Source organism: Polaromonas sp. P1_E1_2 (assembly GCF_056406035.1).
This window is the reverse complement of the sequence record NZ_JBFUAZ010000214.1, coordinates 1-6,176: the sequence shown is the minus strand read 5'-3', so window position 1 is coordinate 6,176 and position 6,176 is coordinate 1. Positions and strand designations below refer to the sequence as shown.

At 63.2% G+C, this 6,176-nt stretch carries 8 protein-coding genes; all 8 read right to left on the bottom strand.

The window, feature by feature from the left end; translation table 11 throughout:
• On the bottom strand, window positions 1-435 hold a 435-nt coding region (locus tag AC1D1P_RS11710; protein ID WP_477673089.1), incomplete at its 3' end, for a class I SAM-dependent methyltransferase.
• An 11-nt stretch (window positions 436-446) separates the two neighbouring features.
• Window positions 447-1,181: a 3-oxoacyl-ACP reductase FabG gene (gene fabG / locus AC1D1P_RS11705; protein WP_477671552.1), complete on the bottom strand. Its 735-nt coding sequence runs from the start codon at window positions 1,179-1,181 to the stop codon at window positions 447-449.
• Window positions 1,178-1,684: an ApeP family dehydratase gene (locus tag AC1D1P_RS11700; protein WP_477673091.1), complete on the bottom strand. Its 507-nt coding sequence runs from the start codon at window positions 1,682-1,684 to the stop codon at window positions 1,178-1,180. The genes fabG and AC1D1P_RS11700 overlap by 4 nt, the downstream gene beginning before the upstream one ends.
• 14 nt (window positions 1,685-1,698) lie before the next feature.
• Entirely contained in the window at window positions 1,699-2,529 is an 831-nt protein-coding gene (locus AC1D1P_RS11695; protein ID WP_477673088.1) for a beta-ketoacyl synthase chain length factor, read from the bottom strand.
• Between the two features lie 9 nt (window positions 2,530-2,538).
• Window positions 2,539-3,732, bottom strand: a complete 1,194-nt coding sequence (locus AC1D1P_RS11690; RefSeq protein ID WP_477673090.1) for a beta-ketoacyl-[acyl-carrier-protein] synthase family protein — start codon at window positions 3,730-3,732, stop codon at window positions 2,539-2,541.
• Window positions 3,733-3,814: 82 nt separating this feature from the next.
• The gene (locus tag AC1D1P_RS11685; RefSeq protein WP_477671554.1) at window positions 3,815-4,399 is read right to left on the bottom strand and encodes a phosphatase PAP2 family protein; all 585 of its coding nucleotides are present in this window, start codon (window positions 4,397-4,399) and stop codon (window positions 3,815-3,817) included.
• 86 nt (window positions 4,400-4,485) lie between these two features.
• The gene (locus tag AC1D1P_RS11680; protein WP_477671555.1) at window positions 4,486-5,289 is read right to left on the bottom strand and encodes a polysaccharide deacetylase family protein; all 804 of its coding nucleotides are present in this window, start codon (window positions 5,287-5,289) and stop codon (window positions 4,486-4,488) included.
• Window positions 5,282-6,176, bottom strand: an 895-nt coding sequence (locus AC1D1P_RS11675; protein WP_477673087.1) for an MMPL family transporter, incomplete at its 5' end; no start/stop codon positions are given. The genes AC1D1P_RS11680 and AC1D1P_RS11675, both read right to left, overlap by 8 nt.

Below are 6,176 nucleotides of genomic sequence, written 5' to 3'. Positions count from 1 at the left end.
GATGTGGCGCAGGGCATAACCCATGCTTAAAAAATCGAAATGGTTGTCCGGAAACGGAAGGGACTCGGCCCGGCCTTCCACCAGCACCATGGTTTTTGGCAGCTTGCTGGCGGCCATCATGCCGGGGCTGGGATCAAGGCCGGTCACCAGTGTGGGGTCTCCGGTCAAGAGGCAGGCTTGCGCGGCAACCAGGCCGGTTCCCACACCCACGTCGAGGACTTTCATGCCGGTTTTCAGGCCGCCGCGAATCAATGCGTCGCGTCGATAGCGTGAACCGCTGCCCCAGGCCAGGATTGCCTCGATGCGGTCATAGTCCGGCGCGGTACTGTCAAAAATCCTGCGCAGATAGGTTTGCCGGTCCTGCTCTGTCTGGTAATACTCGGTCAGCGGGACATGGGGTGCATGCACCGTGGGAGTGTTTTCAGGAATGGTCATGGAGTGCCTTTTTAAATCATGCCGCCGTTGATGGAAATAACTTGGCCGCTGATGTAAGCTGCGCGCTCTGAAGTCAGAAAACTCACGAGGTCGGCGACTTCTTCAGGTCGCCCGGCTCGTTTCATGGGTACCAGCTGCGCGATGGCAGTGGCATCAAAACTGTCCTGGCTCATTGGTGTCGCGATGATGCCCGGCGCGACCGCATTAACCGTGATGCCGCGGCTGGCCACTTCCAGCGCAAGGGATTTGGTGGCTGAATGCAATGCGCCTTTGGCCGCCGAATAATTCACCTGTCCGCGGTTGCCTGCCACTGCCGCGACCGACGTGATATTGATGATACGCCCCCAGCGCGTACGGATCATCGGCATCATCAAGGGCTGGGTGACATGAAAAAAGCCATTCAGCGATACGTCAATGACCTGTTGCCACTGCCGCAGCTGCATGCCCGGAAAGACCGCGTCGTCATGGATGCCGGCGTTGTTCACGACCACCTGGACCGGCCCCTGAAGCAGCAGGGTTTCCAGGGCAATGGCGGTTGCGGCGGCATCAGTGACATCAAACGCCACAGCTTCCGCATGACCGCCTGACGCCTGGATGGAAGCCACCAGTGCTGATGCGGCATCGAGGCCGCGGTTGGCATGCACGATGACGTGAAATCCATCGGCAGCCAGTTGCCGGCAAATGGCCGAGCCAATGGCGCCACTGCCACCGGTGACCAGCGCGCGTTTGAGTACGGAGGCGTTCATGCAATCTCCCTGGATGGTGCGTCGAGCATCACCACGGCGCGGCCTGACAGAAGCAGCGCAGGGCCTGCATGAACCGTGAACCCATAAAGAATACTGCCGGCGTCGCCGCTCGTGCGCTCGGCATGGATGGTGAGCGCGAGGTTGATGTCGTCGAGTCTTTCGACATGCAGGGTGACGCCGCGAACGCTGACCAGGTAGCCGAAGGGGGCGGCATCGCCGGTGGCCGAGTGATTTTCCTGGGTGCCGGCCGCGGCTTCCGAGATCAGTGCGCCGTGCACAGCCATGGCTTGCGCTGCGTATTCAATCCCGCATGCGGCGCCCAGCCTTCCGTAGGCACGCAGGGGATTGCCGGCAGCGCGGTGGCTCGTGGCTTCGCAAGAAATTTGACTGTTGTCCCACGCCGTGACGCGTTCAAGCAGGCACATGCTGCCTTGATGGGGAATACGGCGCGCGATCTCGTCGTGCCCAAGGCTCAAAGGCGCGCTGCAGGCCTTGGTGGGCATCAGGCCTGCAAGTATCACGGTGCCACCTGCAGGGCCAGTTGCCGGCCGTCAAGGTAGTCCAGCACGATCCGGCCGCTTTGCTGCCGCGCGATGCTGCGCAGCAGAGGCAGGCAGCGTGCCGCAGGAATGTCTGTGCGCAGCTGTTCGAGCGCGGCGTCATCGAGCCGGTCGGCAGGCAAGGCCGTCAGGCAGTTGTCTGGTTCCAGCGTCCACTGCGCCTGGCTGCGTTCACTGCGGTGGGGTGTCAGCACCAGTCCCAGGCCGAAGGTGTCGGGAATGGGGCGTGTGCTGTACAGCGGCTCCGGGTAATCGGTGTCATAAGCGACCAGCAGCACGGGTATCTGGTCCACCGCTACCTGGGCCATGGCCTCCAGCAGACCTGCCGAAAAACTTGCATCGCGCGCGCAAAGCACCGAGGACGAAACCATCGAGCCGCTTGAAATGCTCCAGTAGCCGGAGGCGGCGTTGTGCACTGAATTGTGAAAGCGCGTCGGGGAGATCAGCCTGTCGCTGGAGGCCAGAGCATTGCAAATTTCGTGGCAATTGACGGCGTCGCCGCTGGAAGATGAAAACACGGATGCCAGCATGGCAGCTTGCAGGCCCGAAGCTGCAACCGCTTCCTCGCTCACTGCCAGCGACACCTTGACCACCGCGCCGGCCCGGCGGCGTTCGGCCTGCGGCAAAGCCATGGGTGGCGGAAGAACGCAGCGCGTGGCTTGATAAGCGGTGCTGCCTTTGAGATATTCGCGCCCTTGCGCCCACCCCGTCAGTCCGGGGCCCAGCAGCCCGATACCTTCGACAAAAACCGTCAGCGCTGTTGCGGATGGGGGTTGTGCTTGTGTCACGTGGGGACCTTAACCGGCACGGCCAAAAATCAGGCTGCAATTGGTTCCGCCGAAGCCGAAGGAATTGCTGAGCACATGCCGGGGGGCGGCCTCCTGGTTGTCCATGAGGTAGTTGACGGCCAGGGCCGGGTCGCGCTCGTGGGTGTTGATGCCGCCGGGCAGCAGGCCGTGCTGCAATGCGAGCGCGCAGATCACGGCTTCAAGCCCGCCCGCAGCGCCGAGCGTGTGGCCGGTGGCGCCCTTGGTGGAGCTGCAGGGGGTGCCTGGGCCGAACAGCCCGGACACCGCCTTGGCTTCCGCGGCATCGTTGCTTTGTGTGGCTGTGCCGTGCAGGTTGATGTAGTCGATCCCGGCCGTGGTGAGGCCGGCCATGTCCAGGGCCTGCTGCATTGCCAGCCGTGCACCCAGGCCGTCGGGATGGGGGGAGGACATATGGTGGGCGTCGCTGGATTCGCCGACGCCCAGCAGCAGCACATCATCTGGGGCGGGTTGTGCCGGTGCGGGTTCCAGCAGGGCGAAAGCGGCAGCTTCCCCAATGGTGATGCCGTTGCGTGCGGCGTCGAATGGCCTGCAAGCCTGGGGGGAAATCAGACCCAGCGAGTTAAAGCCATACAAGGTTGTGAGACACAGCGAATCGACCCCGCCGACCACGGCAGCATCGATCAGACCCGCCCGCATCATCCTTCGCGCTGAAGCGAACACCTTGGCACTGGATGAGCAGGCTGACGACACAACGGCGGCCGGGCCGGTCAGCCCAAGGTACTGGCGCGTGAAATCAGCGACAGAAAATGTGTTGTGTGTTGTGCCGTAAATGAAATCGGGGGGCAGGGCGCCGGTCCCCGGGTCGCGCCGGCGATAGGCCAGTTCGGTTTGCAAAATGCCCGATGTACTGGTGCCGATGAAGACCCCCACGCGGTGCGCGCCGTATTTTTTACCGGCAGCTGCCGCCGCTTCAGTAAAACCGTCCTGCTGAAGCCCCAGCAGGGCGAGCCGGTTGTTCCGGCAGTCGAAGCGGGCCCATTGCGCAGGAAGCTGCACGCTGTCCGTGCCCGTGACCTCGCCTGCAAAGGTCGGCAGGTCGACCGTGTCAAAAGTGCATGGGGCGAGCCCGCCCCGCCGCGTGCGCAACGCGTCGAGAGTTTGTGCAAGACCGCGACCCATGCTGCTGGTTGCGGTGAAGTGGGAAAGCCAAAGTGGATACAGAGAAAAAACCAATCTGAAGAAAAAGACACTTTAGCAAATCACGTGGCAAATCCGGCGCCGTTGCGATGCCGGACACCAGCTGTTACTTGCCTGCGGTGCGCTGTTTGTGAAGATGCAGGGATAACCAGGCTGCCACTCCCCCCAGGAGCAGGCCTCCGGCGACGTCCACCGCGACGTGCTGCCTTGTGGCCAGCGTGGAATAGGCAATGCCGAAACACCAGAGCGCGTTCACCGCCAGCACCCATGCGGGGACGGAGAATCGGCGCAGCAGATGGTGCAGCCAGATGCCCGAAAAAACGGCTGTTGCCACATGAAGCGAAGGGCAGGCGTTGCCTGCCGCATCCATGTTTTTCAGGAAAAGCATCTGCGGATATTTCGGCCAGTCAATGTCTGGAGCGGGTGCGGCCGTGGGCCAGAAATAAAACACCAGCAGGCCCGCCAGGCAGGTCAGCGCAATGGCGCCGCCATAGCGCAAGAGTTCGCGCCGGTCGCCAAAGAAGATGGGCGGCAGCGAGACATAAACCCATAGCGAGAGGTAAACCGGCAAGGCCAGCGGTTCAAAACCGATGAGGTGGTCGGGCCAGGTGAGGGGCATCACCGCGATCGGAAAGGCCGGGTGCTTGAGCAGGTAAAAGTAGGCGCCGAAAAACACGCCGATGAAAAGCATCGTGCCAATGGCTTTCAGATAGATGTGCTGAAAGATAACCCGCCCTATTTGTGACCACGGACTCTGCCGGGTTTTCTGCGTAGGATTCATGCGAGGGCCTGCTGCAGGGTCACCGTGTGCAGGTCGGCGGCCGCAATGGACTCCAGCAGGGCGGGCAGGACATCCAGGATGACCGGAACACCTTGCGGTGTGCGTGCTGCATTGCCGTCATGCAACAGCAAGATGGCGCCGGCTTGCAGCCCGGCCGTCAGTTTGCGTTTTACTTGCTCGGCATTGGTGACGCGGGTGTCAAAGCCGCGCACGGACCAGCTGGTGAGCTTCAGGCCGAGCCGGGCCAGTACCGGGTCAAGAAAGGGGTTGCGCAGGCCGGCGGGAGCGCGAAAGAAAAGGGGCCGCCGGCCCGTCAGGCCGCTCAGTGTGTTTTGCGCTGCCTGCAACTCGCGAAACATGCTGCGCGGGCCCGTCAGGGCAAAGTAGTGGCGGTGGTGCTGGCTGTGGTTTTCAACGGCATGTCCGCGCCGCACAAGCTCGCGGCACAACTCGGGATGGCGGGCGGCTTTGTCACCGACGCAAAAAAAGGTCGCGCGGGCCGCATACCGGTCGAGCAGATCCAGGACTTCGGGTGTCACGGCGGGGTCGGGGCCGTCATCGATGGTCAGGGCGATTTCCCGCCTGGCGACGGAGGCCTGGGGCAGGCGGGTCCAGTTGGGGCCCAGCCACTGGCTGCGGGGCCACATACCCACGACGGTGAGCAACAGATGGTTGAGGACCACGGCGGCAAGCGCCCAGCGCCACCAGCCGGAATCAACAAGGATGGCCGCAAGTGCCGCCGCGTGCAGCGTGATGCTTGCACGTACCAGGATGCTGGGCTTCCACCGGAGGTCAGGCATGGGGCTTCCTGGCAAAAATTGCGGCATAAACCAGCGCCAGGATGACGCCCGGGGCAACGGTAACGCCCATGGCTTGCAGGATGGACACCTTGGAAAAAGCGAGCAGGCCAAACCCTGCGACGGTGGTCAGATTGGCCAGCAGCATGGACGCCAGGGTTCTGGGCGCTATCGGGGCATGGGGCTCGGGCCGGTCAAAAAACAGCGCGTAGTTGGAGCCCACGGCCACGACCAGCAACAGGCCCACCAGGTGCAGGATGATCAGTTGCTGGCCCAGCAGGGCCAGCCCGGCCGTGACTGTGACGACAGCGGCCGCCAGCGGCGCAATGATCCGCAGCACCCGGGACGGGGACCGGAAAACCACCAGCAGCAGGGCCACGAGGACAGCCAGCCCGCCCAGCGACAGCACGATGGCTTCGTGCAGGTAGCTGGAATACAAACGGTCAGACTCGGTTTTCATGTCGACAAAAAGTACGCCAGGCAAGGGCTTGGTGGCCAGCGCGGCGCGAATGTTGTCGGCGTCGATGTTTCGTCCCTGGGACGCAGTCAAAGGTAGCAGGGCGCTCCAGCGGCCGTCTTTACCAATGAGCAGCGCGGCCAGGGCCATGGCCATCGAGGTTTTTTCAAGGTCGGCTGGCTGCAGCAAGGGCTGGCTGCGGGCGGCAGCGACCTCTGCCAGGAAAGGTGAAAACACCCCCGGGCGCACTGGCAGCCCTTGCGTGGCCTGGGTCATGCGGGCCTGCAACACCTCAGCAGCGGGCAGGCTGGCCTGGCGGGCGCGTTGCGTGGCCACGCTGGGGAGGTAGCGGCTGGGGCTCTCAAACCCGGCAATTTCACCGCGCTCGACCTGTGCCTGGAGCAGGGTTGAAACCTGTTCGGCGGTCTGGAGT